This window comes from Pseudoalteromonas sp. APC 3250, assembly GCF_030407915.1.
Taxonomy (GTDB): Bacteria; Pseudomonadota; Gammaproteobacteria; order Enterobacterales; family Alteromonadaceae; genus Pseudoalteromonas; species Pseudoalteromonas tetraodonis.
Map to the genome: position 1 here is coordinate 1 of NZ_JASDCM010000029.1, position 25,198 is coordinate 25,198.

Sequence of the window (25,198 nt, forward strand, 5' to 3'; positions counted from 1 at the left end):
TAGGCCTGCCGCCAGCGTTCAATCTGAGCCATGATCAAACTCTTCAATTAAAAAGTTTTATGTCTTTCGACAGCTCAATGAATTCTGAATTTATTTAATATCTTTCGATATTGAATTGACTGTGCTGCAATTCCTACCTAAGTAGTTATTGCTGTTGGTCACTCAGTTTCAATTGAGACTCTAAATTTGTTTGCCTCACTACCTAAGTAGCTTGGCTGTTAGAACTCAATCTGTACGAGTGCCCACACAGATGATTGCTTTATATTGTTAAAGAACGTTGCGACGTTGTCGCTAGGGATGCGTATAATACATCCTTTATTTTTCGAGTCAACACTTAATTTTAAACTTTCTTTCGACGATTTAAATTTAAGTTTTACTTAACTCTCTGAGTAGCTCATGCCTCGCTATGCGTTGGCGTTCCCCGTCTCAGTGGGGTCGCATTATAGGGAGATCCGAAAACAGATCAACCTTTTTTTTAGATCTTTTTACCGTTTGCTCAAGTTTCAAACAAACGAGGCTAAAATAGTAAAGAAACGCCTTACTATCGGTTGTTTTTTACACTCTTATTAACTATTTGCTATAAATTTCATTGCTATGTTCAATTAAGACGTTAAGATAGCAAGTTCACAATGTTAAATTAATGTTTATTTCCTGTTTATTGGTAGATCAAAAATGAAATTACCCGATCAAAAATCTTTTATCTTCGCAGTTATTCTTGCTGTTGTTGGTTTTGTTATCGTTAAGTTTGCGCTTGCAAGCCTAGCATTAGACCCTGCACTTCTATTCGGTGCCGGTTTATTAATTGGTGGACTTGTTATTGCTGCAATGTCATCAGTAAGTACAGAAGAAGCCGAAGTAAAAACAAAAACACTTTATGTTGGCAATCTTCCTTATCGTGCAAATGAAGGTGTAGTGCGTACTTTATTTGAAGAGCAAGGCAAAGTATTTAACGTTCGTTTGTTAAAAGATAAGAATACTGGCAAGCGTCGCGGTTTTGGCTTTGTTGAAATGGCACAAGCAGATGCTGATAATGCAATTGCTAAGCTAAACGATAGTGAGTTCCAACAACGTACTTTGAAAGTACGTGAAGCAAAACAAAAACAAGAAGATGATTCTAACTCTTATCGTTCAGAGTCGGATCAAACAGTGTAACTTGCTTAACCGCTAGTTTATCACTACATACATCAGCCGTTGCATAATAGTGCAGCGGCTTTTTTATGCCTGCTTGATTATCACTTAATTTGAGTAAAGAACTAACTCGCTTAGCAATGGCCGCACCAGAGTCTAATAACTGTACTTGCGTATTAAAGTAATCACTAATTGGTTTAGCTAAAATAGGAAAGTGAGTACAGCCTAATACCAGCACATCTATATCGTTATTAATATTTAATCGGTCTAACTCAGTGTGCAACTTATCAAGATCTAAGTGCTGGGTAAAAAAGAGAGTCTCTGCCAAAGTAACTAGTTCAACACTACTATATAAACTTGTGGTTATCGATGAGGCATGTTCTTTTATAAGTGCATCAGTATACGGGCTTGATACCGTTGCGGGAGTTGCCAATAAACCTATATGCTTTGATTGCGTTAATTGCGCTGCGGGTTTAATTGCAGGTACTACCCCAACAATAGGAATATCGGTAATTTGACGTACAGAACTTAACGCTGATGTTGAGGCGGTATTGCAGGCTATAACAATTAAGTCGACATTTAGTGACTCATCTTTAATAAATTGAATCAATCCACATAGGCGATGAATGATGGTTTGTTGCGACTGTGCACCATAGGGCAATAATGCATTATCCATAAAATAGCTATATTGAGCATGAGGAATGCTTTGCTGAATATGCTCAAGCACGGTGGTTCCACCTATACCTGAATCAAATACCATGATGTGCGCTGACAAACTACCATTCCTACTCTTTACTAAGAACGGCAGTTTGCCATGTGGCTTTTGTAAAAGAAAGTAGTTTTACTCAGTGCCTAGCTTTGCAGTAGCGGCGTTTAATTTATCTAAGTTTTCAAACATGGTGTTAGTGTAATCAACCAGTTTATCTATTTCTTGTTGATCTTGATTTAGCCATTGAATGATACCTGATAGCTGACTTTCTAATCCTAGGGTTTGCGCTTTAGAGTAAGCCGATTTTAGATCATCATTAAAAGGGGCAACAGTTTCGGCAATGGCTTTTTCTGATGTTGGCTTAATTTGTTCATACTCTTTAATGGCAGCAACGGTTTTGCTTTGACGTAAGTCCATTGAGAATGCCACCAGCTGTTCATTCCCTAAACTGAGTTCTTGGGCTTGTTCAAATGCTTTATCTAAATCGCCACTGAAAAAGGTTTTACTGACATCTTGTAACTCTGCCATTAAATCATTTATGGCTTGCTGCTCGTCTTCATTAAGCTCACCGTTTACTGACATCGAGAAAGAGAGCTCACGGGATTCAGAAAATTGCGTACTAAATGATTGTGAATCATCTGTTTTTTGATAGCGACTAGATGATTGCGATTGGTAAGCATCTGCAAAGCTAATACTCACCTCATCACCTTCTGCTGTGGTAAATGTATAATCAGCACTATTGCTTAAACTTACATATTGCGCCTGACTAACAGTTACGCTTGCAGGTTGTGGGTTAAATAAGTTTTGCTCAAATTTATCGAGGCCACTAAAGATACCCTCTTTAGACTTATCAATACCCTCTTCAAGTTCTTGATTAAATACGCCCATGCCTTTTAATTCATCCACAGCCTCATCAACACCCGTCTGCACTCCTTTACGTGCCTGATTTAGCATATCTTGTAGTTTGTCGTTATCGGCACCATTGGCTTTGGCTTTTTTTACCGAGCTTGTAACAAAGTCTAAAACATTTTTTACGACTTCATTAAAATCAAACAGTGGTTTGTCTTTTTTGGTTTCAGCGACCGGCAAACCTAGTTCTTTTGCCATTTTGTCACCTAATACGGCAGCAGCCAGTTCTTTTCCTCGTTGCTGATAACTAGTTGGTGGCGAGTCTATTTTAGGCTGTGGCATTGCTTGTTTAGTATTGTATTTATTAGCATTACTGTTTGGAACAAAACTAAAGTTACCTATTTTCATGAGAAGACTCCTATTTAGACTTACTCTTATATCGGCCAAGTAAGCCTATACTGTAGTAAAATGCTCAAAAAAAGCTCACTATATTTGATCAAAACTAGACAAATACGCTTCGCTCCCTACAATAGCGCCGATAAACAGATCTCAACGATAAGGTTATACCGTTAATGGCAGTTATAAATATAGATACCACGCAGTACGATGCACAATTAAATGAAAAAGAGCAGCGTATTACAGAGCAATTTCAACGTTTTGGTGTAAAACAGTTAGAAGTATTTAGCTCTGAGCCCATTAACTACCGCCAACGTGCAGAATTTAGAGTATGGCACGATGGTGACGATCTGTTTCATATTATGTTTGATCAACAAACAAAAGATAAAATACGTGTTGATACCTTTGACCCTGCAGCTCCTTTAGTAGGTGAAATTATGCAGGTGATGATTGATAATTTAAAAGACTGCGAAGTACTACGTCGTAAGCTATTTCAAATAGATTATTTATCAACCCTCAGTGGTGAAATTTTAGTGAGCTTGCTATATCACAAGCCACTTGATGAACACTGGTTAACTGAGATCAATGCCTTAAAGGAAAAGCTAAGTAGCCAGTACAAAATTGACTTTATTGGCCGTGCACGTAAGCAAAAAGAAAAATTGGGCGATGACTTTGTTACTGAGCGCTTAATGGTGAATGGCCAAGAGTTAATCTATCAACAGGTAGAAAATAGCTTTACTCAGCCTAATGCGAAGGTCAATATTAAAATGTTAGAGTGGGCACAAGAGTTATGTAAACCACTAAACAATGATTTACTAGAGCTGTATTGTGGTAATGGAAACTTTTCTATTGCACTTGCTGGTTTATTTAATAAAGTGCTGGCGACGGAAATATCAAAATCGTCGGTGCATTCAGCGCAATATAATATTGCTCAAAACCAAGTAACTAACTTAGATATTATTCGCATGTCGAGCGAAGAGTTTACTCAGGCAATGAAAGGCGAGCGTACTTTCTCTCGCTTAGATGGCATTGACTTGAGTAGTTACAACTGCCAAACCATCTTAGTCGACCCGCCTAGAGCAGGCATGGACACGCTTACGTGTGACTTAGTGGCTAATTATGAAAATATTATTTATATCTCATGTAACCCAGACACATTAGAGCGTGACCTTGAACACTTAACGCAAACCCATGAGGTTAAGCGCTTTGCAATATTTGATCAGTTCCCTTACACACACCATATTGAATCTGGTGTATTTTTACAACGTAAATAAAAAAAGCTCCTTAAGGAGCTTTTTTATTTAACCAAACTACTTATTTATTTGCTAAGTAATTAATGAGTGCGCTTACATCTTCTGGCGTTGAAATGCCTGACTCACCACCTAAGTTAAGCTTGTATTTACCATTAACGATAAACGTAGGAACGCCACGAAGTGCCCCTTTGCCTTTAAAGTAATCTTGGTCACGTTTCATTTTAGAGCTAAGTGTACGTACCGAGAAGCTTTCAAATAATTTATCAAACTTGTCGCCATCTACGCCTTGAGCTAAAAATACATCTTTTACATCTGCAAGCTCATTAAAACGAGCGCGCTTTGCATGGATATGATCAAACATCGCTGAAATAATTTTATCTTTTTGAGGTAGTACTTCAGCTGTAGCTAATGCTTGGCTGATCATGGTTTGATGTTCTGGGTCACGTACACCCACAAAATCTACATGGCTTTTCTTAAACTTTACGTTTTTATCTAGCTTAGGTTTGATCTCGGCCAGCAGTGGTTCCATGTTATTACATGCAGGACAGTAAAAAGAGAAAAACTCTTTTACTTCTGGTTTTCTGGTTGCACGATCAGAGACGACATCGTAATGCACGCCCTCTTCGTAAGTGGCAGCAAAACTGGTTGCAGCTAAAGGGAGTAATACAGCAAGTAACCCTGCTTTAACTAATTTGATCATTATTGTGGTGCTCCAAAAATTATAGTTTTAGTAAAAAGCTAATTAACTCATCAAGTTCTTGTTGGCTCTTGATTGTATTAATATTGATTTTGTATTTGTCATTTACGATAAATGTAGGCACGCCAGTTAATGCACCAAGTTCAGAATATTTATTCTGCTTATCTTGCATGGCACGTTCAGCTGCTATGATAGGCAAACTAGCGATGTCGGTATCAAATGTCGCGTTGTCAATTGCATTAAGCTCTAATAACTTTTTAACGTCTTTAATTTCAGTTAATGGCGCACGTTGTATATGAATGCTTTTAAAAATTTGCGCTGTTACCGCTTCAGCTTGACCGTGTTTCTTTGCGATTAAGTAAGCAAAGCTTAAATTACTTTGCGCTTGTGGTGAAACGCCTCCCAAAAAGTTGACATGATTTTTTACAAACTCAGCCCCTTCAGGTAAGTTTTCTGCAATCCCTTTGGCTACCGGCTCAAATTTAAAACAATGTGGGCAATAGAAAGAGAAAAACTCGGTTACATTCGGGGTTTTACTTTTTTCAACATCAATTACAGTGTATTGATTACCCGCTTCAAAGTTAGCAGCTAATGCTGCAAAAGGTAAACATAGGATCAGTAAACTTAGTTTTAATTTTTTAAGCATGAATATCTCGTTATACTTCTTTTTAAATAAAAATATTATGGCAATAATTTTAACGGGGCTTCTTGCAAAGCTGCAAACTGCTCTTTAAGCGCTAAAATTTGTTGCTCCCAGTATTTGTCATCTGCAAACCATGAAAAGTTCCGTACAAAAGCAGGATCACTCCAACGTTTTGCAACCCACCCCATGTAATGAATCATACGCATAGCGCGAAGCGGTTCGATCAGCTTAAGTTGTGAGTGATCAAAATCGCAAAACTCTTCATATGCATTCACTAAAGTGTCTAACTGTAACAGCTGTGTTTGTCGATCGCCACTGAGCATCATCCATAAATCTTGAATTGCAGGACCTTGACGGCTATCGTCTAAATCAACAAACATTAATGCATCTCCTGCCCATAGGATATTACCAGCATGGCAGTCACCATGTAAGCGAATGCCTTCTACATTTTTATATTGCTGTTGAGTTTGAGCAATGACTAAATCTAAAATAGTGTAAAAGGAAGTCTCTAATCCCATAGGGACTAACTTACTTTTTTGTAAATGAACTTTAGCTGTATCTAAATATTCATCACAGGTAACGGTGGGTCTTTGGGTAAAGGGTTTCGTTTTGGCTACTTGGTGCATGCGACCAATTAAACGCCCTAATACATCAAGCTGATCTAAGTTATCGACTTCAAATAAACGCCCGCCTACACTTGGGAATAAAGTAAATAAATACCCTTGGTGTTCAAATAAGCTTTGCCCATTATGCTTTATTGGCGCCACCACCGGTACTTCTGCGGCAGCCAGTTCAAAAGCAAAATCATGTTCCTCTTGAATTTGCGCTTTGCTCCAGCGCTCAGGCCGATAAAACTTAACAACGTAACGCTTTGCACCCTCGGCTACAAATTGATACACCCGATTTTCGTAGCTATTCAGCGCTAGCAACCCTGACTCAGCATAAATATCCACGCTTTCTATGGCATCCAAAATAAGATCTGGGGTTAAGTCAATAAAGCTAAATTTACTCATATACTTCTTATATAAAAGAAAAGCGGGAATATCCCGCTTTTTTGTTAATATCAGTGTTCGTCTTTTAATACAGACTCTTTATCGCGCTTTAAAAAAGTTGCTTGGCTGCGATATTTTATTATCGGGCTCGTTTATTGGCGACAACACAAAGTTAAACTCGGTCATTGGCGCTTTTAAATCATAAGGATCCATTACCAGTGATAGCGGTACATTATGCGATTCACCAGCGTTTACTGTAAAGGTAGTATCACCTAAGTATTTATAATTATCTAACCCTGTTACATCAATAGAGAATGTTTGCTCGTATTGTGCTTTGTTAATTACTTTTAAGGTATAGGTGTTTTCAACTAAACCATTAAAATCGACACGATACAACTGATTGCGGTCGCGAATAATATCAAAGTCCATGGTTTTACGCATGGCGATATTAGCAACCAGCGCACCGGTAAGTAAGATTAAAATAACACTGTAACCAATCAGCTTTGGACGCAGCGGATGGGTTTTATTCTCCGGTGTTTCTAAATTACGCTCGGTGGTGTAAGAGATAAGGCCTCGAGGGTAATTCATTTTATCCATTACGCCGTCACAGGCATCAATACAAGCGCCACAGTTTATGCACTCATATTGCAAACCATTACGAATATCAATCCCGGTTGGGCAAACCTGCACACACAAGTTACAGTCAATACAGTCACCTAAACCTAACTCTTTAGGGTCTTGTTTACGAGAACGTGGCCCTCGGTTTTCACCACGAGTTTCATCATAGCTTACAGTAAAGGTGTCTTTATCAAACATTGCTGACTGAAAACGTGAATACGGGCATATATGTAAACACATAATTTCTCGCATCCACCCAGCGTTACCATAAGTACAAATAGTAAATACAATGATACTAACTAAGGCATAACCGCCTACATTAAAGGTAACAAATTCAGGCAGTAGTTCGCGAATAGGCGTGAAGTAACCAACAAACGTTAACGCAGTATATAAAGAAAATAATACCCAACTAGTGTGCTTAGCCGTTTTACGCCAGAACTTGTCAAAATCCATCGGCCGTTGATCTAACTTTTTACGTTGGTTAGCGCTGCCCTCAAACTTTTCTTCAAACCAAATAAAAATGAAGGTCCATACTGTTTGCGGACATGTATAGCCACACCACACTCGACCATAAAAAGTGGTAACCAGAAATAAGGCAAACGCTGCTAGCATAAATATAAATGCAAGAATGGTGAAATCTTGTGGCCACAGGGTTAAGCCAAAAATATTAAATTTTTGCTCCATTAGCTCAAATAAAACAGCTTGTTGACCGTTAAAGTTGATCCATGGCAATAACATAAACGCCAGCATGCCTAAAAAGCCAATACGTTGTCTTAGTAATTGATGGAGCCCTGAAACAGCGCGCACATAAATACGGTTGCGTGGGTTAAATCTATCTTCTTGACGGCTCAGATCGGGTTTTTGGATCTTAACCTCTGTTGGTATGTTTTTTACTTTAATTTGCTTATCCATTGAAGTTCCTCAACGCCGCTAGGAAATAAAAATTCAGCAATCTTTTTGTACTTTTCGCCTAAGTGTAGCAACTTACATGCTAAACATAATACGCTTTAGGTCGCACTTGTATACTTTCAGATATTTCAGAAATATCTAATTACTCCCCTTATTATACGCATATTGGCTAAAATTACTGACTAGATTGCTAATAATTTATTCAACTTGTGACTTGCTTTTAAGATGTATTTTATTACACTTGCCGGCTACTAACGTGTTGTTTGGATCAAGGTTTGTGTATTTATGAAGAAATTTTTTATACTAGTGGTTGTGATCCTAGCATTTTTTACCATTGATCACCCCTTGGTAAAAGAGCCTCGTGAGCGCTTACTCGGTGATGGTATAGGCTTGTTAAGCAGCACAACTAAAGTCGATCGTTTTCCTGTCGCAACCATGACAAGAAACAAAATCAATAAACAGTTAGCACTTTCAAGATCCGAAGAAGACTATATTGATAAAACCTTTACCAATGATGAGTCAGTAAAGTTGTTTGAACTACGCTATTGTCGTCAAGGCGATCTAAACCTCTACTTTTATTCAGAACGTTTAACAACGGTATGTCGCATTATCAAAGAGTCATTAGCGCAAGCGAGAGTGAAATAATGGATTTTTCTGGATTAAATAAAAAAGCAAGTAACTCATTTCACAAGCACCGCACTATGCTTAAGCAGTTGGCACAAGGTAAAACACTTAAATGTGAGCATTGCCAGGGTGTATTAACGTTAAATTTAGCCACCAGCGAACCTGGTAAGGGAGTAATACAGTGCAAACAAGGTTGCACTGATATTGAATTAGAGATTGGCGCTTAAGGCTTTACCTACTTATTCATCCCACCCTTCATCGGTATACAAACCACTATTAAGCGCGACAATTTCTATAAGTTCAGCAAAACCTAACGCAAAGTCGCCCATTAATTCATACTGCTGCGCACACAAATGTAATTCATCGATATTATTTTGCTGTGCAATCTGTGCAATCGTTGGTTTATCTAATGCAAAAAAGCTAAGAGTCGCCTGTGCACTTTCAAGCGCTTGCTTGTATTGAATATCTAGTTGCTCACTCTGGAGTAACTTATGAGTATACGTTTGGCTTGCAGTTAAAAAACCTGCAGACCACTGCTGACAAAACTCAAGGTCAAACTCAGCGGGTAACTTATAACCAAGTTCAAATACTTGTTCACTTACTTGGTGATGTAATGCCATAAACAAAAACAACATGTCTTCATCAAGGTCATTCGCGGTATTAGGTAGAATTTGCTCTAACCATTGATGTACTTCTAATGGCTCAGGTGAACAAATAGTGCCAAATAAATAACCTTGGCTTTGAATAAGGCTCATAGCGCCAGGCTGGGTAGTTAAAAACTCGCTGAGCAGTTTGGCGTGCTGCTCAGTAAACTGAGGTATTTGCATTAAAACTCTTTTTTATAAAATATTAAAATTTAAGTGGATACCGACCTTGGTTATCTGGTCTACCTAAAAACTTCACCGCGTCATGAACTTCTTTCGGTAAAGTGAGATCAGGTTTAACATATCCCGCTACTTTAAAATCAAAATTGGCTTTTAGTGTAGCATCAGCCTCTAACCCTAATCTATTATTTGGCTCGATAAGTATGGCTACATCGCCCGACTTACAACTTAACTTACCGCTTAAATCGCCTATATTAAACCAGCCAGTTAGCCCTTGCACATCAATATCAGGGCTGGCTATTTCACCTTGTAATGATTGGCAATAAGGAGCGCCTGAAACGTACTCATCGAGCTCTAAAATAACGCGTCCTTTAGCAGTAACCGGTAACGGTAAATCAATGCGCTGCATAGCACGCTCAACCGTTGATCGGACTACTGTGTCGGTTATTTTAAGTTCGTCATTTGTGAGAGAATAGCTAATATCTGCATACCCAGAAATGTCATCACGTTCGCGAGGATTACCAAAACGTAAGTTAGTATTTACTTGAGCTTTAAAGATTGACCAGCCTGATATATCCCAACGTACATTGTTCAACTGTTCACCTTGAAAGCGAAGCTGCATTATTTGACCTTGCCATAGCGTACCAAAAGTTTGCCCTACCTCTAACTGCGCAGGTAAGTAAGGTTTAGCAAAATTTAAAGCCACTGCAGCGGGCAATTTAATAACGCTAAAAACAAGAAAGCTAATTACAAAAACGATGGATAAAATTATTATTTTTTTCATTAACTACTTCTCTAATACTAAACGGCTAACGCGTACATAACCGGATTTATCATCTTGGCTTAAATCTAAATTTTCTACGCTTAAACCATGCTGATTAACCAGCTCGTCAATCCATTGGATTAATTGATTAAACTCCACTGAGTCGAGTGTTAAACGAAGTGAATTATCATTTGGCTGCATTTTACTAATATTAATGCTGTAACGACCGCGCGTATTATTCACTATTTGGCTGAGGTTTTGATTGCTCACCGCTTGCGCTTTACCTGCTGCTTTAAGTTTAACGATACTGTCGTCTACCCATGCTAGCAATTCTTGTTGTTTTATTTGTGATTGTTGCGCATTTTCTATTGCCGTATTTAAGGGTCTAAATATACCCATTACCAAAACAAAAATAATAAATACACCACCCGCAACCATTATTAACTGCTGCTCTTGTTCTTTTAATGAACCCCAATATTTCATGAACTGCTGTTTCATTGTGCACCTCGCAGTCTAATTTCGCCGACGATATAATCACCATCATTATTTAACGACCCCTGCTCAACAGTCACACCTTGCTGCTCAAGAATGGCTTTAACCTTACCAAAGGTTTGAAAGTCTTTTGCACGAGCACGAATACGTAATTCATTACGGCGCTTATCAAAACGTAAGGTTTGCGGTGTAAATTCGCTCACTTGTGAAAATACACTCACCAGCTTGCTGGTTAAATCTAAAAAGCCAGCATCGCTCGTACCTTGCACTTTATCCAGTGCTCCCTGTATTTGATTTTTAATTAAGTGAGGGCGCACCCGCGTGCCTGGAAAGGCTTTTTGAAATCGCTCTACTACTTGTGATTTAGCTACCTCAAGCTGCGAATTAAGCTGATGTAATTCAACCGCTTTAATAGCCACACTCGATAGCAAAGCAATAACACTAATTATGGTGGCACTTTTCCAGTAACCCCACCATAAAGCCGTTTTCTTTTTAATCGTGTAAGGCCCTTGACGCAAATTAAATTTAAGCTGATCTAACTGCTTAGCAAATAATGCTAACGGCAGCTCATAATCACTGGTTTGCGGATGCAAGGTAAGCGTTTCAGGAAATTGCTCTGCAGGGCTGTAATGTTTTATATCAGGGTTACCTAAAGCCGTTAGATATTCCTTTAACCAGCTGCTTTCAACCGCACCGATATGCCAGTCACCTTTTTTAAATAGCCATTGCTTGTTGAGCTCAATTGCCGCTACACAAGGCTCTTCTGCACTGGGCAATAACAAGCCATCCGGCACTATTTTATGAGCAGTGAGCTGGTGTTGCTCAAACACCTCTAACCAGTGCTCAAACCAATCGCGATTCATTAGCGCAACCCTAATTGCATGCTGCGCTTCAACCATTGTCGGCTCCCCTAGCGCTATATAGATATCGTCTATATCACAGGCAATATCCTCTTCGAGCATATAAGGCAGTGCTTGCTCTAGCTTACGGTTCCATTTAGTTGGCAGTATCACCGTTTTTAATTGCACTTGGTCACATGGTAAAAGTACCACGAGCTCTCGGGTTGATGCTTTTTCAGTTAGTTCACTTAACTGGCTGGCATTTTGTAACTCGCCACTGGCTATTATTTCTTGTTCTTGTGGTGAGTATATTAACCAGTTAAGCAAGTCTTGTTCGGTTTGACCCGTGCGGATCAACAGTATCTCTGTCACTGTACGCCTCCAAATTTTCGCGCCAGTATCGTTACCTCGCCATTGCTGGCATACAGTAATGTGGTCATCGAAAAACGCAAATCAACAAATTTTGCCTGCGTTTGTAATTTAAAATATTCACTTTTTAAACTAAAAAGCTTTTCTACTGCTTTGATATTTTTGCCGCCTTGTTGTTTAACAGACTCAAAAAACTCTTCAATATTATCAAAGCCATTTTCAGGTCGCGCTGCAATTACCGCTTGAGCACCCGAAACACTCAGTTCGTCTATTAGGCCACTGAGCAATAAAGCTTGCTCTTCAGTGACTGTATTAACATTAATTGAAAGTAACGTACTACCTGGGATCACACAGACAAAAGGCAGCACTTTTTCCATAACCAAAGGATTAAACCCTTTAATTAAACGCAGTTCAGACACCGATGCAAATAAGCTATTAGCCGTCATATATGGAAACTGACGAGATAAATACTCCCCCTCTTCGGCACCAGAGCGATAGGTTATACTGTTCTCATCAAGCCAATCAAACACACTGTCGGCCATCCCTTCTTCTGATTCATCACTGGGTAAATCATCTATATTTTCTAAAATAGCAAACAACGCTTTATGTGCTGGGTTAGTTTTATTACCGCTATTTGGGTCTGGCTCAACCCCAAGCGCGTTTAAATTTAAACACGCTTGTAAATCAGTCAACTGGCCGCTTAAAGTGCCGTTCTCAACAGGGTACTTTACATCGCCTTGCTTTGCCCAGGGCTGCGCTAATGTGGTTTTTTCAGGATCGTCTTTTTTACTTTGAATTAAACCTTTAATTGCTAGCTCTTCAGCACCATAGGCATACCATTTCGCTTGTTGCTGACTTTGTAAATTGGTACTTCTTTGTACTTGCACCATTAAATTAGCACTCATTTCAACGGCTAAAATAGCTGCAAGCGCTACAATAAATAACACAATAACCAAAGCCGCGCCGCGCGAAGATTGTTGGTTCATCAAGGCGTACCCCGGCCATTAGGTTGCGACGGGTTAGTCCCCTCAGTTACTGGTTTAGGTAGCTCTTTACCGAGTCCTGGCACTAAAAACACACGCCTGATAGGCTCCGCATCCATTTGCTTTATAGTTACCGCAACGGCTTTAGGTAATGCCTTAATTTGCCAGTCTTCTTGCCACTTACCGCTACCATCTAAAAACTCAAATTTAAGCTCTTCGACTGCGGCTAAAATAACTTGGCTACGAGGCTCCATATTATCGAGTTGATCGACATAAATGCGATATACGCGTTCTAACTTGTCATCAATGACGCGATAACCAACAGCTTGTAACTCTGAGCGAGGGAGTAAGTTAATGGGATTCATCCAACCATCACGTACAAAGGCAATACCATCAAGCTGGCTTTCTAAAATGTAGCGTCCAGCAAGTAAGTATCCCTCTTGAAAATCTCCAGCTTCATTACGCACTTGGCGTTTAGTCATTTGGCTAAAGTCTTGATCCATTAGCCTGAAGGCTGTTTGTAACCCATTTAGTTCAGCAATTTTTTCATCTGATGCTTGTTTAGCTCGCGTTGTGGTATCAAGTATTTGGTGGGTGGCCATAATCACAAACGCCAACACACCTAGTGCCACCATCACTTCTAATAATGTAAAACCGCGCTGCTTCACTTAAAGCTTACCTTTATTTAAGTAAGTGCTTAACTCATAAATTGAATTTTCGTACTTATCATCCGTAAACACATTAATAGTGACTTTTACAAAGCTCTTGTCGGCAGTGGGCACAACATCTTGGCGCCAAAACCATTCAATACCCGCCATCATCTCACTGCCGCGGGTACCATTTTTACCTTGCCATTTTTCGCCTTTCGTTCGTTGTGCTACCAATACATTCTCAGCGACCCATGAGCCATACGTTTGTTCTTCAATACTTGATAAGTGATGAATATGCTCACCGGTTGCTTGCATTGCCGCAATACCCGCCATGGCACAAATACTCAGTGCAACTAAGACTTCTAATAATGTAAACCCGTGGTATTTTTTCATTATTGGGGCTCTCGACGAAAATCGACTGGGGCTGCAAATTTACCTTCAATAAAGTACACCGGCTCTGGCTGATCTTTTAATTCAAGCATGAGCTGAAACGCACTTACATCGGCAGAGGATAAAATAAGTACTTGCGGTACTTTTAACTTTTTAAGCTCTAATAAACTGTCTTCATTATTACCACTCATTAGCTCACGCCAATTTGACTGCTCTAGTAAGTTATCTTGTGCCCAAGGTAGGTCTTCAAGATTAAGTGTTAATTTAAATTGAGGTTCGATCTCAATTGGCTTAAATAAAGCTTCACGATCAAAGCTAATCCATTTTTCGCCATCAAAAACTAAAAATTCAAGCGTATTTTGCTCAACTAAAAGGCCTAATTCTATTTGATTAAGCACCGCAAATTCCGATGCGGCATTAATGGTGGTATGCAGCCTATTTGCTTGCTTGTCTAACGCTTCTTCAGCGCCGCCATCTAAGCTGTATACCACCATTTTGGTGGCAAAGGCGATGATCACCAATACCACTAAAATTTCTATTAAACTAAAACCATAATGCTTTGCACTCAGGTGCTTAGGGCTTACCTGCATGGCAAGCCCCAATGTATTATGTTTAAGTGCATGGTAAAGTTATTGGTCATTACTGCTTATCTTCATCCCAATTACCAATGTCATCTTCGGTGGCTGGTTCGCCATCTGGACCCATCGAAAAGATATCAAATTTACCTATTTCTCCAGGGCTGATTAATTGGTAATTATTACCCCATGGATCTTCTGGTAACTTGCTAATAAAACCACCATCAGGAAAACGCTTTGGAATGGGCTCAATACTGGTTTTTGTTACTAAAGCCTCTAAACCTTGCTCTGTACTTGGGTAGCTTTTATTTTTAAGCTTGTACAAACTCATAGCATCTTCTAACTGCTGAATATCTAAATGCGCTTTATCAATAGCCGCTTCTTCTTGCTGGCCCATAATATTAGGTGCCACAATCGACATGATCATCCCGATGATAACCAGTACCACCATGACTTCTAATAAAGAAAAACCTGATTGTTTATTCACGTTATTACCTCGTTATTCTAAAAACACTAAGCAAAAATGATTTGTTTAAATCATTAATATAAAAAATACTTAAAGACCTACGGCCTTGTTCATTGCCATAATTGGCTGCAAAATTGCCATTACTATGAAAAGCACAATCACTGCCATAGAGGCAATCATTGCCGGTTCCAATAATTTTAATGACACATTAACCATACTTTCAAACTCGCGATCTTGATTGTTAGCAGCACGCTCTAACATTTGCTCAAGTTCACCGGACTTTTCACCACTGGCTATCATATGTAGCATCATTGGTGGAAACAACTTAGTTTGCTGTAGTGAAGCACGAAGACTCGCCCCTTCACTGACTCTTTCTGCGGCATCAGCCACTGCTTGCTTTATTTTTTCGTTAACCAACACCCCGCCTGAAATACGCATTCCTTCAAGTAGCGGCACTGAGCTTGACGATAAAATACTTAATGTACGGGCAAAGCGCGCCGTGTTAATCCCTCTGGCAACCTTACCTATGCCTGGCATATTTAATACTTTTGCATCCCACCAAAACCGTACTTTAGGTTTTTTAAGTGCGTATTTAATTCCAATAGCAATCGCCGTGATCGCTAATAAACTAACAAACCAATAATTTTGTACAAAATGACTACCCGCCATGACCCATTCGGTTGTCCAAGGTAATACTTGTTTGGTTTTTTCAAACGTTTTTAGTATTTTAGGCACCACAGTACCTAATAATACTGAAACAATACCAATAGCGAACACGACCAAAATAATGGGATACACCATCGCTTGCGTAATTTGGCTACGCATATGTTGGCGTTGCTCGGTGTAATCAGCCAATCTGTTAAGTACTTGATCTAAGTGACCTGACTTTTCACCTGCGGCCACCATTGCACGGTATAAATCGTCAAATACATGCGGAAATTCACTCATCCCATCAGCAAGCGTATACCCTTCCACCACTTTAGAGCGCACAGACATTAACATACGTTTTAGCCGTGGTTTTTCACACTGCTCAGCAACCGCCATCACGGCACCCTCAACGGGTAAGGCTGACTGAATTAGGGTCGCAAGTTGACGTGTAATCAAAGCAAGATCTGACGTTGATATTGTCGGCTTAAATAAAGAGCCTAATAATGGCGCTTTTTGACCTCGAACTTGTTTATCATCTTGAGCAGCTGGCACGACCTCGAGGGGGGTTAGCTTTTGATCGCGTAAAAGTTGGCGAACTTGCTTTGCTGTATCCGCTTCTAAAATTCCTTTTTTTTCTTTTCCCCGGCCATCTAATGCACGGTATTCAAACGCCGCCATTGTTAGCCTTCCTCACGGGTTACGCGTAATACTTCTTCAAGCGTTGTTTTACCCGCAAGTACGCGGCTGCAGCCATCTTGACGAATACTTGGGCTGCGTTTACGAATATATTTCTCTACGCTTTGCTCACCTTTACCGCTGTGGATCATTTCACGAATAGTTTCATCAACGACTAATAATTCGTGAATACCTGTACGACCACGATAACCGTTAAAGTTACACTCTTCACACCCTACCGCGCGGTAAATCGTCGGAGCATTATCAAACGGTACGCCGAGTAATTCACATTCACGCTCATCTGCAATATGCCCTTCTTTACAGCTATTGCATAAGGTACGTACTAAGCGCTGTGACAATACGCCGAGTAATGATGACGATAATAAGAATGGCTCAACACCCATATCTTCCATACGGGTAATTGCACCTGAGGCGGTATTAGTATGCAATGTAGACATAACTAAGTGACCAGTCAGCGATGCTTGCACACCAATTTGGGCTGTTTCTAAATCTCGTATTTCACCGACCATAACTACATCAGGATCTTGACGTAAAATAGCGCGTAGGCCACGGGCAAAAGTCATATCAACCTTGGTATTAACCTGTGTTTGGCCAATGCCAGGAATTTCGTACTCGATTGGATCTTCAACCGTTAAAATATTGCGATCCCGCGAGTTAATTTGGCTCATACCTGCATAAAGCGTGGTACTTTTACCAGAGCCTGTAGGGCCTGTAACTAAGATTATACCGTGAGGCTTACTAATTAAATCAGCAAATAGCTCTCGGTTTTTCGCGGTCATGCCTAAATCTTCAAGGTTTAAACGCGCATTGTTTTTATCAAGCAAACGCAATACGACTCGCTCACCAAAGCTCGATGGCATAGTCGATACACGCACATCTACTGCACGCCCTGCAATACGTAAACTAATACGGCCATCTTGCGGTATACGTTTTTCTGCAATATCGAGTTTGGCCATTACTTTAATACGCGATACCAGCAAAGAGGCTAATTTACGATTAGGTTTTAAAACTTCTTTGAGTACACCATCCACTCGAAAACGAATAACCAGTTCTTGTTCAAACGTTTCAATGTGGATATCAGATGCGCCTTCCTTAATCGCCTCACTCAACATGGCATTAATGAGTTTGATAATAGGCGCGTCGTCATCACCAGCAAGTAAATCTTCAGTTTGAGGAAGCTCATCAGCCAGCGAGAATAAATCAACCTCGTTACCAATGTCTTCCATCATTTGCTGAGTTTCTGAGCTGTCACGTTGATACGATGCTTCTAGTAATAACTCAAATTTATCATCTTCTAGTTGCTCTAGTGTGAAGCCATGTCCTGCAATGCGGCGCACTTCTAGCAATACATCAATATCCAACTCGCCACGGTAGTAAACAACTCGGTTATCCTTATGTTTACTAAGTAACGCACCCACCCGCCTTGCATATGAAAACGGCAAACGCTTTGCAGGCAGCTCAATTAAATCCTCTTGTTCAAGCATTTCATCGTTGTTATGTGCAGCTGGATGAACAACGTCTTGATTAATATCTTCTATCGCATTAGTCATTGTTACGCTCTTGTGCATTTTGTTTGCGTAAATGCTCTTCGTACGTAGGTGGTAACACTAATTCGTCATTCCACTCAGGTAAAATAGGCGTATCAGACATTGGCATTAAGTTAATGCCATCTTCACGCTTTTTAAATTGCTCACCGCGAATAAAGTTATATTTACTAAAGCTGAGCTTATTCATACTAACGCCATCGCGAATAATGGTCGGTCTAATAAACACGATTAGATTACGTTTTCGCTTTGTTGTATTAGTTGACTTAAACAAGTGGCCTAAAATAGGAATGTCGCCTAATAGTGGCACTTTTGAAACGCTCTCTTGTACATCTTCATCAATCAAGCCGCCCAATACCACCATACCGCCATCATCGGCCATTACAGTAGTTTTAATTGCGCGCTTGTTCACCGAAATATCGACTGCTGTTGCGCCACTAACACTTGAAACTTCTTGCTCTATGGTCAACTGCACCGCTGAACCATCATTAATTTGAGGGGTTACTTTAAGTTTAATACCCACCTCTTGGCGCTCAACCGTTTGAAATGGATTTTCGTTGTTACTACCTGTTTGCGAACCAGTAATGATTGGCACTTCTTGACCAACTAAAATAGATGCTTCTTCGTTATCCATTGTAGTAATAGATGGAGTCGCTAGAATATTCGAATTAGTGTCGGTTGAAACCGCTTGAACAATTGCGCCCCAGTCATTTTTAATTACCCCCATGGCTAAGCCATTAATACCACCGAGTAATGAGGCTAGTGGGCCGTAGTCACCTTCAGTTGTTTCATCATATTTGGTGACAGTACCTGATTCAGTACCAATGATATTTTTAGTCACCGTTTTATCACGGGCTTGTTCTGCCGCTACGGCTAACGAACCAACAGGTACTGTTGTACCATTATTAAATTGTAGCATCCCACCTTGCTCTGAAATCCATTGCAGGCCAAAGTTAACGCCATCACCTTCCATCACTTCAATAATAATGGCTTCTACTAATACTTGTGCACGGCGAATATCTAAACGCTCAATAACCGATTCAAGTGAACGCATCGTATCTGGCTGAGCGGTGATCACTAAAGAATTTGAATCAGGATGTGCTTCAATACTCGTGTCGTTTCTATTACTACTACGCGCATTGTTGGTTGCTCCGCCTTTTGAATCCTCTGCCAGCGATTTACTCACACCTTGAAGTACTTTGACTAAATCTTCTGCCTTTGCGTAGTTTAGGTAAAATACTTTGGTATTACCTTGGCTTTCAAGTTCGCCGTCGAGACGTTTAATAAGCTCAATGGCGCGGGTACGAGCTTGACCTTCACCACTCACAATCACGCTATTAGTTCGGCCATCAGCCACAACTTTAGGAATTAAAAACTCAGGAACGCTGCCCTTGCCACTGTCTTTATAAATATTATCAACTACCGATACCACATCATCAGCTGTTGCATATTTAAGTTTTACAATATCAACGCGCTTATCACCCGCTTGGTCAACGGAGCGAATAATTTCTACCAAACGATTAACTGAGGCTGCGTGTCCTGTTAGCATCATCACGTTAGCGGCATTAAAGTTAGCAACATGCCCACCATCTTTTTGGTCACTAAACTGGCGAACCAAAGGGCCTAATTCTTGAACGCTGACATTTTTAACTCGCACAACCCGAGTGATCATCATATCGCCAGCTGCATCGCTGTCCGTTGTAATTAACGGTACATTGGATTTTTTAGCATCTGAACTTTTTTCTATTTTTATAATGTTGTTATCCATTTCAACAGCTGAATAGCCGTAAACTTCTAATACATTTAAAAAGAATTGATAATAAAGTGCCTCATCCATTAACTCATAACTGCGCACATTAACTTTGCCACGCACGTTAGGATCAATAATGATGGTTTTATTAAGGTTTTTGCCCACAATATTAATAAACTCATTAATATCTGTGCCCTTAAAGTTAGCAGCATATTCAACAGCAGCAACCGACATAGAGAGACTTGCCGCTAAAAAAAGTGCCGCATACTTAGCTAACCCTTTTTTAATTTTTTTGAGGTGTAGCACCTGAACCATTATGTTAAAACTCCAAAGCTAAGTTATTGCAGACTAAAAAGCACATCGATTTGCTCACCATCACGCTCTATGGTGATAGTTGCATCGGTACTATTTCGCAGCTCATTCATTGCTGCCATAGCCTGTTTTAAATCAGTTAATTGATAGCCGTTAATTGCCACGGCCAAATCGTTATTTTGTAATCCCATTTGTTTAAATAATTCAGGCTCTTTACCTGGACTCAAACGGTAACCTATAAGTTCCCCATCATTCATAGCTTGGGCAACACGTATGTAATCAAATAATTTACCAGGCTCTTCTAAAAGCTCTTCGCGGGTTTCTATTAATGCTTCTTTTACTTCAAGGTTGGCAGTCGCATCTATCTGCTCTTCACTTTGCGATGAAGGTGCTAACGGCCCCATCTCAGGCTCATCTCGCGCGGCTAGTACCGGCATAGACACCGTTTTGGTAAAGTCGAGCCCATCAAGCATTAAGGTTTCAAAGCGGCCGCTTACATCTAAAATGACGCGGTCTGGGAGTATTTGCGATACCTTTGCACGTGTCCCTTGAATAACATCTTCAACTAAGTAACTCGCCTGGCGACCTTGCGATTCAATAATGGCCATCCCCGCTTTATCATCATTACTCACAGCAACAATACCGGTTAAATTTATACTTAAGCGCGTTTCAGGGGCATTATTAATAACTTTGGCTTGGGGGGCAGTATTGGTGTTTTTTGTTACATTTACTTTACCAAATAAAAATTGCCCAATAATCGAATCGACAGACTGGTTATTGCCGCCCGTGACTTGACTAGAGTAGCTACTGGGAGCAAGAGGAGTTGTTACTGGGTGCGGCCATAAAAGCCAAACGAGCTTTGATGACAAAAATGCAATATAAACAATAACTAAAACCATAACTAACACGCTTAATTTAGCGTGTGGCAAACGGTTTAATAGCAGTTTAAATTGTTGAACGTGCTGTTCCATAAGTAGTGTTCTTATTTTAATTTATAGCGAAATCACCTAGCCATAGTACCTTTTCATTTTTCATTCAACAAGCACGCTAATATTAAACTTTGTAAACAGATTAATTTATCTTCCTCATTAGTTACAGAATCAAGCTATAACTTCATGGCATACCTATTTCATGGTAATTTAGCTAATAACCGAATTTACTAGAGATGTTCCATGACAAAGAAAGCTAAACTCAACGACAACTCAGAAAACTCGAGCGAACTTAAAGTCAGGTTAGATAAATGGTTATGGGCTGCTCGATTTTATAAGACGCGAGCAATAGCACGCGAAATGGTACAAGGCGGCAAAGTACATTATAATGGTCAACGTAGTAAGGCCAGCAAAATTGTAGAAATTGGCGCAGTTATAAAGCTAGCCCAAGGCGTTGATGAAAAAACTGTCACAGTATTAAATATACTTGAAAAGCGCCAAAGCGCCCCCATTGCACAGACCTTGTATCAAGAATCTGATGCAAGTATTGCTAAGCGTGAAGAAAATACTATCGCACGCAAAAATAACAGCTTCTTTGCACCTCATCCGGTTAAAAAGCCTGATAAAAAGCAAAGACGCGAACTTTTAAAAATGAAATCAAGTTAGGTATAGCCGCTCATGCAACAAGATTTACTTCATCGCTATTTATTCGACAATCTCGATGTTCGTGGCGAACTCGTACAAATAGACAACGCTTACAATGAAATGATTGCTAAACACAATTACCCAGAGCCCGTTAAAGCATTACTAGGTGAGCTGCTTGTTGCAACCTGTTTATTAACAGCAACATTAAAGTTTGAAGGCGAAATTGCCGTTCAACTACAAGGTGATGGGCCGGTAAAATATGCCGTTATTAACGGTGACGACCAACAAAATATGCGTGGCATAGCACGACTTCAAAGTGAAGTGACAGGGTCAACAGTTAGAGAGCTTATAGGCCAAGGTTACATGGTTATCACTATTACTCCAACGCAAGGGGAGCGTTACCAAGGTATAGTGCCTTTAGAGCATGATACCTTAAGTGAATGTATAGAAAGCTATTTTGAGCAATCTGAACAATTAAAAACGCGCCTTTGGTTTGCAACCGACACCACAGAGGGAAGCGCCAAAGCATGTGGGCTATTTTTACAAGTGCTACCTGTTGATAAACAAAAGTCGATTGAAGATTTTGCTCACTTAGAAGCACTCAGCAATACCATTAAAGATGAAGAGCTATTAGAGCTCGATGCCAATACTATTTTAACGCGTCTTTATCATGAAGATAATCCGCGAGTATTTGATCCTCAACCAATTCAATTTAAATGTGGCTGTAACCGCGAAAAAACGATGACGGCTTTAGTTAATGTTGGCCAACAAGCGCTTTTGGACGATGTTGAAAAAAATGGTGAGATTAAAATTAGCTGCCATTACTGTTTAAAAGATTATGTGTTTAACGAGCAAGATATAAAAAGTATATTTAACTAATCTACTTTTATAAAACACAGCACAAAATAGCCATAATTTTTTATGGCTTTTTTGTGCCTAAAAAATGACACCGGTATCACAAGCTGAGCATTTTTCATGACACCGGTATCATTGAAATTATTCATGTTTTTTCCTTAATTTATATGTTTTTACGGTGTTTATAAGCTCGAATATCCTTAATCCATCTGTTACTATAATTGCAGCTTAAAGGTTACTAAGACCCAGAGCTATCCCGTTCAATCTCACACAATTTAGGTATAAACATGACTTCAAGCGCTACCCGTTTTGTCGATCTAACTGCAGCTGAACTTGTCGAACACGCTATCAGCCGTGGCGAAGGGACTTTAGCCGCCAATGGTGCTTTTGTAGCTAACACTGGTCGTCGTACCGGTCGTTCTCCAAAAGATCGTTTTATTGTTCAAGAATCAAGTACTGAAAATGAAATCCAATGGGGTAATGTAAATCGCCCATTCGATGCAGATAAGTTTGACGCGTTATGGGCACGTGTAGAAGCACATGTGCAAAGCAATGACCACTTTATCTCTCACCTTGAAGTTGGCGCTGATCCAGAGCACTATCTTCCAGTGGTTGTAACAACAGAAACTGCTTGGCACCATATCTTCGCTAAAAACATGTTCATCCAACCAGAATCATACAACAAAGCAGACTTCCCTCAGTGGCAAGTAATGAATGTACCTTCGTTTGTATGTGATCCAGAACGCGATGGTACCAATAGCGATGGCACAGTTATTATTAACTTTGCACAACGTAAGGTGTTACTTGCTGGCATGCGCTACGCGGGTGAAATGAAAAAATCGATGTTCTCTGTGCAAAACTTCCTACTACCAGCGAAAGGTGTATTACCAATGCACTGTTCTGCTAACGTAGGCGAAGCAGGCGATTCTGCGTTATTCTTTGGTTTATCTGGTACAGGTAAAACAACGTTATCAGCCGATCCAACTCGCTTCTTAATCGGTGATGACGAGCATGGTTGGGCACCTGGTAGCGTATTTAATATCGAAGGTGGTTGTTACGCTAAATGTATCGACCTTTCACAAAAGAACGAACCCGTTATTTGGGATGCTATCCGTTTTGGAACCATCTTAGAAAATGTCGTACTTGATGAAAATCGCGTTCCTGATTTTAATGATACCAGCCTAACTCAAAATAGCCGTGCAGCTTACCCACTGGAGCATGTTGAAAAACGCAAAGTTGAAAATCGTGCAGGCGAGCCTAAAGCGGTTGTATTCTTAACATGTGATGTAAGTGGTGTCCTTCCTCCAGTATCTGTACTAACCGAAGAAGCTGCAGCATTCCACTTCTTAAGTGGTTACACTGCAAAAGTAGGCTCTACAGAAATTGGCTCTACCAGTGACATCGAATCTACATTTTCAACCTGTTTTGGCGCACCTTTCTTCCCACGTCCTGCAGGTGTCTACGCAGAACTTCTAATGAAGCGTGTACGTGAGTTCGGCGCTAAAGTTTACCTAGTTAATACAGGCTGGACAGGGGGTCCTTACGGTATTGGTAAGCGTTTCGATATTCCAACAACACGTGCTGTTGTTGACGCAATCGTATCTGGAAAATTAGCAGGTGTTGAAACTCAACACATTGACGTGCTAAATCTAGACGTACCAGTTGCAGTACCAGGCGTAGATAGTAAGCTACTTAACCCAATCAATACATGGGAAGACAAAGCTAAGTATGCTGAATATGCAGCTAAACTAGCCGCTGATTTCACAGAAAATTTCGCAAAATACGACGTATCTGAAGAAATTAAAAATGCAGGCCCTAAAGTTTAATAATCACCTTTAGCCTCATAATTAAAACGCCAACCTTGAGTTGGCGTTTTTGATCCTACTTGTTTTTACTCAATAAATATCATTTCTATAATATATTCTGCAAAATCATCTAATAGCTAAAATAAAGACCATAGTCACTTTTCAGCCCAGCTTAAATAAGTTTTTCTATATGCATACAGCGATCTTATAAGGCCTTAAAAAAACCGTAGCTGATTCGTTTAAACATTATATATTTAGGCTAGCAATATATGCGTACTTTAGACTTGATAGCGATGTGAAATACACGCTTCCCCTTCTATATTCAGGCTCACACACGACTATGACTTCACCAGCAAAGTAGATTAGTATTGTACACAGTGCTAAGTAATCACGTTGGGCTTAATCGCTGAACTCCTTTAGCATTTTACATAATACCAATCCGCAATAATACTCAATCATTTTGCGGGGCTAAACGTGTCTCTATCTGTGTTAAAAAATTCTCATTTAGAACAACTAAATAGCGAATTTTTTGCCTAGCTATCAACCCGTTTTTACTACCTCAAAATAGACCGCTTAATTAAGCGAATTGGTATAACATCTATCACCACAGGCCTTTAGTGTGTCATTCCTGCGTACGTAAAAAGCCCGACGATTGCTAGTCGGGCTTTCTAAATTTGGAGCCATGGTAATGTCGTAGTGCCCACAGCGGTAGAGTATGTATTAGGCTCTGAGGTGGTCGTCGCATTCTTTTACCCATAGGTTTCGAGATACTCAACCCATGATACAGTGGTCAAGTTAACGCTGTGCAGCTGATAGCTGACGGCTGATAGCTAATATTTTTACTT

Annotated in this window: 27 protein-coding genes; 7 read left to right on the top strand and 20 right to left on the bottom strand. The window is 39.9% G+C overall.

Features of this window, described 5'->3' with window-relative positions:
• Window positions 1-672: 672 nt before the first annotated feature.
• Window positions 673-1,152, top strand: coding sequence for an RNA-binding protein (locus QL986_RS18235; RefSeq protein WP_013464268.1), 480 nt, complete (start codon window positions 673-675; stop codon window positions 1,150-1,152).
• Here the strand turns inward: QL986_RS18235 and murI are convergent.
• Complete coding sequence (murI, locus tag QL986_RS18240) at window positions 1,115-1,903, bottom strand: glutamate racemase (RefSeq protein ID WP_024601504.1); 789 nt, start codon at window positions 1,901-1,903, stop codon at window positions 1,115-1,117. The two genes, QL986_RS18235 and murI, sit on opposite strands and share 38 nt — an antisense overlap.
• Before the next feature lie 66 nt (window positions 1,904-1,969).
• Window positions 1,970-3,094 carry a DUF5610 domain-containing protein gene (locus tag QL986_RS18245; protein WP_024601505.1) on the bottom strand — a complete coding sequence of 375 codons (1,125 nt, stop codon included), beginning with the start codon at window positions 3,092-3,094 and terminating at the stop codon, window positions 1,970-1,972.
• A 164-nt stretch (window positions 3,095-3,258) separates the two neighbouring features.
• Between QL986_RS18245 and trmA the strand changes: the two genes are divergently transcribed.
• Window positions 3,259-4,356 carry a tRNA (uridine(54)-C5)-methyltransferase TrmA gene (trmA, locus tag QL986_RS18250; protein WP_024601506.1) on the top strand — a complete coding sequence of 366 codons (1,098 nt, stop codon included), beginning with the start codon at window positions 3,259-3,261 and terminating at the stop codon, window positions 4,354-4,356.
• 40 nt (window positions 4,357-4,396) lie between these two features.
• Here the strand turns inward: trmA and QL986_RS18255 are convergent, their stop codons facing one another.
• The 4 genes from QL986_RS18255 to ccoG all read right to left on the bottom strand — a co-directional run bounded on the left by QL986_RS18255 (window position 4,397) and on the right by ccoG (window position 8,197).
• Window positions 4,397-5,035, bottom strand: coding sequence for a thiol:disulfide interchange protein DsbA/DsbL (locus QL986_RS18255; RefSeq protein ID WP_024601507.1), 639 nt, complete (start codon window positions 5,033-5,035; stop codon window positions 4,397-4,399).
• A 19-nt stretch (window positions 5,036-5,054) separates the two neighbouring features.
• Complete coding sequence (locus tag QL986_RS18260) at window positions 5,055-5,678, bottom strand: thiol:disulfide interchange protein DsbA/DsbL (protein ID WP_024601508.1); 624 nt, start codon at window positions 5,676-5,678, stop codon at window positions 5,055-5,057.
• Window positions 5,679-5,713: 35 nt separating this feature from the next.
• Window positions 5,714-6,688, bottom strand: a complete 975-nt coding sequence (locus QL986_RS18265) for a serine/threonine protein kinase (RefSeq protein ID WP_013464263.1) — start codon at window positions 6,686-6,688, stop codon at window positions 5,714-5,716.
• Between the two features lie 78 nt (window positions 6,689-6,766).
• A complete protein-coding gene (gene ccoG / locus QL986_RS18270) occupies window positions 6,767-8,197 on the bottom strand; it encodes a cytochrome c oxidase accessory protein CcoG (RefSeq protein ID WP_013464262.1) in 1,431 nt (476 codons plus the stop codon).
• Between the two features lie 282 nt (window positions 8,198-8,479).
• Between ccoG and QL986_RS18275 the strand changes: the two genes are divergently transcribed.
• Together QL986_RS18275 and QL986_RS18280 are read left to right on the top strand one after the other, a co-directional pair.
• The gene (locus QL986_RS18275; protein ID WP_013464261.1) at window positions 8,480-8,839 is read left to right on the top strand and encodes a hypothetical protein; all 360 of its coding nucleotides are present in this window, start codon (window positions 8,480-8,482) and stop codon (window positions 8,837-8,839) included.
• Window positions 8,839-9,045, top strand: coding sequence for a hypothetical protein (locus QL986_RS18280; protein WP_013464260.1), 207 nt, complete (start codon window positions 8,839-8,841; stop codon window positions 9,043-9,045). The genes QL986_RS18275 and QL986_RS18280 overlap by 1 nt, the downstream gene beginning before the upstream one ends.
• A gap of 12 nt (window positions 9,046-9,057) precedes the next feature.
• Here the strand turns inward: QL986_RS18280 and QL986_RS18285 are convergent, their stop codons facing one another.
• From QL986_RS18285 to gspC, 13 genes are all read right to left on the bottom strand, one after another.
• A complete protein-coding gene (locus QL986_RS18285; RefSeq protein WP_024601509.1) occupies window positions 9,058-9,645 on the bottom strand; it encodes a UPF0149 family protein in 588 nt (195 codons plus the stop codon).
• 22 nt (window positions 9,646-9,667) lie between these two features.
• The gene (locus tag QL986_RS18290; protein WP_024601510.1) at window positions 9,668-10,426 is read right to left on the bottom strand and encodes a type II secretion system protein N; all 759 of its coding nucleotides are present in this window, start codon (window positions 10,424-10,426) and stop codon (window positions 9,668-9,670) included.
• A gap of 3 nt (window positions 10,427-10,429) precedes the next feature.
• Window positions 10,430-10,903, bottom strand: a complete 474-nt coding sequence (locus tag QL986_RS18295) for a type II secretion system protein M (RefSeq protein ID WP_013464257.1) — start codon at window positions 10,901-10,903, stop codon at window positions 10,430-10,432.
• On the bottom strand, window positions 10,900-12,108 hold the full coding sequence (gene gspL, locus QL986_RS18300; RefSeq protein WP_013464256.1) for a type II secretion system protein GspL: 1,209 nt from the start codon (window positions 12,106-12,108) through the stop codon (window positions 10,900-10,902). The genes QL986_RS18295 and gspL overlap by 4 nt, the downstream gene beginning before the upstream one ends.
• Window positions 12,105-13,091 carry a type II secretion system minor pseudopilin GspK gene (gene gspK / locus QL986_RS18305; RefSeq protein WP_013464255.1) on the bottom strand — a complete coding sequence of 329 codons (987 nt, stop codon included), beginning with the start codon at window positions 13,089-13,091 and terminating at the stop codon, window positions 12,105-12,107. Before gspK ends, gspL begins: the two co-directional genes overlap by 4 nt.
• Window positions 13,091-13,756 (bottom strand): type II secretion system minor pseudopilin GspJ, encoded by a 666-nt coding sequence (gspJ, locus tag QL986_RS18310; RefSeq protein ID WP_013464254.1) that lies wholly within the window; start codon window positions 13,754-13,756, stop codon window positions 13,091-13,093. Before gspJ ends, gspK begins: the two co-directional genes overlap by 1 nt.
• Window positions 13,757-14,131 (bottom strand): type II secretion system minor pseudopilin GspI, encoded by a 375-nt coding sequence (gene gspI, locus QL986_RS18315; protein ID WP_024601511.1) that lies wholly within the window; start codon window positions 14,129-14,131, stop codon window positions 13,757-13,759.
• Window positions 14,131-14,718 carry a prepilin-type N-terminal cleavage/methylation domain-containing protein gene (locus QL986_RS18320; protein ID WP_013464252.1) on the bottom strand — a complete coding sequence of 196 codons (588 nt, stop codon included), beginning with the start codon at window positions 14,716-14,718 and terminating at the stop codon, window positions 14,131-14,133. Before QL986_RS18320 ends, gspI begins: the two co-directional genes overlap by 1 nt.
• A gap of 49 nt (window positions 14,719-14,767) precedes the next feature.
• Entirely contained in the window at window positions 14,768-15,190 is a 423-nt protein-coding gene (gene gspG / locus QL986_RS18325; protein ID WP_016900325.1) for a type II secretion system major pseudopilin GspG, read from the bottom strand.
• Window positions 15,191-15,259: 69 nt separating this feature from the next.
• Window positions 15,260-16,495 carry a type II secretion system inner membrane protein GspF gene (gene gspF / locus QL986_RS18330; RefSeq protein WP_024601512.1) on the bottom strand — a complete coding sequence of 412 codons (1,236 nt, stop codon included), beginning with the start codon at window positions 16,493-16,495 and terminating at the stop codon, window positions 15,260-15,262.
• A gap of 2 nt (window positions 16,496-16,497) precedes the next feature.
• Window positions 16,498-18,063: a type II secretion system ATPase GspE gene (gene gspE, locus QL986_RS18335; RefSeq protein WP_024601513.1), complete on the bottom strand. Its 1,566-nt coding sequence runs from the start codon at window positions 18,061-18,063 to the stop codon at window positions 16,498-16,500.
• A complete protein-coding gene (gene gspD, locus QL986_RS18340) occupies window positions 18,056-20,122 on the bottom strand; it encodes a type II secretion system secretin GspD (protein WP_016900322.1) in 2,067 nt (688 codons plus the stop codon). Before gspD ends, gspE begins: the two co-directional genes overlap by 8 nt.
• Window positions 20,123-20,145: 23 nt before the next feature.
• Complete coding sequence (gspC, locus tag QL986_RS18345) at window positions 20,146-21,090, bottom strand: type II secretion system protein GspC (RefSeq protein WP_013464247.1); 945 nt, start codon at window positions 21,088-21,090, stop codon at window positions 20,146-20,148.
• Window positions 21,091-21,291: 201 nt separating this feature from the next.
• Here gspC and hslR point away from each other — a divergent pair, with 201 nt between their 5' ends.
• Both hslR and hslO read left to right on the top strand, forming a co-directional pair.
• Window positions 21,292-21,714, top strand: a complete 423-nt coding sequence (gene hslR, locus QL986_RS18350) for a ribosome-associated heat shock protein Hsp15 (protein ID WP_013464246.1) — start codon at window positions 21,292-21,294, stop codon at window positions 21,712-21,714.
• Window positions 21,715-21,726: 12 nt separating this feature from the next.
• Window positions 21,727-22,572, top strand: a complete 846-nt coding sequence (gene hslO, locus QL986_RS18355; RefSeq protein WP_013464245.1) for an Hsp33 family molecular chaperone HslO — start codon at window positions 21,727-21,729, stop codon at window positions 22,570-22,572.
• On the opposite strand, the gene QL986_RS18360 is transcribed toward hslO, so the two are convergent.
• Entirely contained in the window at window positions 22,569-22,697 is a 129-nt protein-coding gene (locus tag QL986_RS18360) for a hypothetical protein (RefSeq protein ID WP_013464244.1), read from the bottom strand. The two genes, hslO and QL986_RS18360, sit on opposite strands and share 4 nt — an antisense overlap.
• A gap of 138 nt (window positions 22,698-22,835) precedes the next feature.
• On the opposite strand from QL986_RS18360, the gene QL986_RS18365 reads away from it, so the two are divergent.
• The gene (locus tag QL986_RS18365; protein WP_024601514.1) at window positions 22,836-24,374 is read left to right on the top strand and encodes a phosphoenolpyruvate carboxykinase; all 1,539 of its coding nucleotides are present in this window, start codon (window positions 22,836-22,838) and stop codon (window positions 24,372-24,374) included.
• Window positions 24,375-25,198: the final 824 nt, after the last annotated feature.